The sequence below is a fragment of the Pseudomonas sp. Sample_9 genome, from assembly GCF_004307535.1.
GTDB lineage: Bacteria > Pseudomonadota > Gammaproteobacteria > Pseudomonadales > Pseudomonadaceae > Aquipseudomonas > Aquipseudomonas mercuritolerans.
On sequence record NZ_RAZO01000116.1, the window covers coordinates 1 to 1,077 of the forward strand.

General features: G+C 43.8%; 1 protein-coding gene and 1 pseudogene. Both read right to left on the reverse strand.

Annotation, left to right across the window (positions count from 1 at the left end; translation table 11 throughout):
- Positions 1–152: 152 nt before the first annotated feature.
- Positions 153–509, reverse strand: a complete 357-nt coding sequence (locus D6877_RS06370) for a hypothetical protein (RefSeq protein ID WP_130910232.1) — start codon at positions 507–509, stop codon at positions 153–155.
- Positions 509–1,077: pseudogene (locus D6877_RS06375) on the reverse strand (type IV secretion protein Rhs); the annotation flags it as partial. The gene D6877_RS06370 and the pseudogene D6877_RS06375, both read right to left, overlap by 1 nt.

Consider the following 1,077-nt stretch of genomic DNA (forward strand, 5'->3'; position numbering starts at 1 on the left):
CGCAGGCTAAGCATCATGCGAAGGGGGTTGTGGGGTTTAGTGTGTATTTGCTCGATCCTACGGCGTCTCCAAAGGCATCACAGTTAGTCGGTTAAGCTCGACGTAGTAGAGTGCGTGCTTACTTGCCAGGCGCCACTCCAGAATGCAGATTTTTAGCCACAGCCCGTTTCATCCCGATACTTTGTTAAGCACTCCAATAGAAGTCTCATAAAACTAGACCTATCGGTAATTTCTTCGTCAAAATAAGTTGTCATTCGATTAAATACACGGTCGAAATTGTCGTTTCTCTCCAAAAAATGTTCGACAGTATTTATTAGCGATTCTTGTTCTGCATCTGTGTATTCACAAAATTCATGCCTTAACACAGTATCGAAAAGCTCTTTTAACTGACGCGAATCGTTTACATTTTTTTCAACTATTAATCGTTCCCTCTCGACATCAGTAGTATTCTCTATATCAAAAACAAACAATAAGTTTTTTATATCCACAATTTCATACGTTTTTTTCATCATTCAAAATCCGCATATGAAGTCACGGTATCGCCATTAGCTCTCAGAATAACCACGGCTTTCCTCTGCTGCCCATAAATGCCGTCTCTGGTATAACCTTCCCCAATTATCTTTCCCATATCCATAGGCCTTCTAGATGTTTGAAGATTAGTCTGACTGAATATAAGTTTTGCTCTATAGATAGCGTTCAGCTGATCTCTATGGCTGAAAAAATGAGTAGCCGCGCTTGGAATTTTAGGTTCTCCATGGTGCGATCCACCGGTGTAGGTCTCTATAACGCCAGTCGTTGGATTTTTTCCTGTCATGATCCTTTCAAATTGCGACCGTAGTGTTGTTTGGGCGCCGTGCTTTTCCAGAAAATGCTCTCCATTTTGTGGATTCTCCATTTCATGCAAACGTCGGTATGCGTTTTCTTCAGCTAATTCATCAATCCTCGCCCGACGCTCCTGAGCCGTCATCTTCGGCAGCGCAGGTTCACCATCATCCACTTTAGCCCCACCAATCCCACCCGGAACCTCACACCCAGGCTTATTCGGCGGCGGGCAATTGGACGTCAACCCCAACGGAT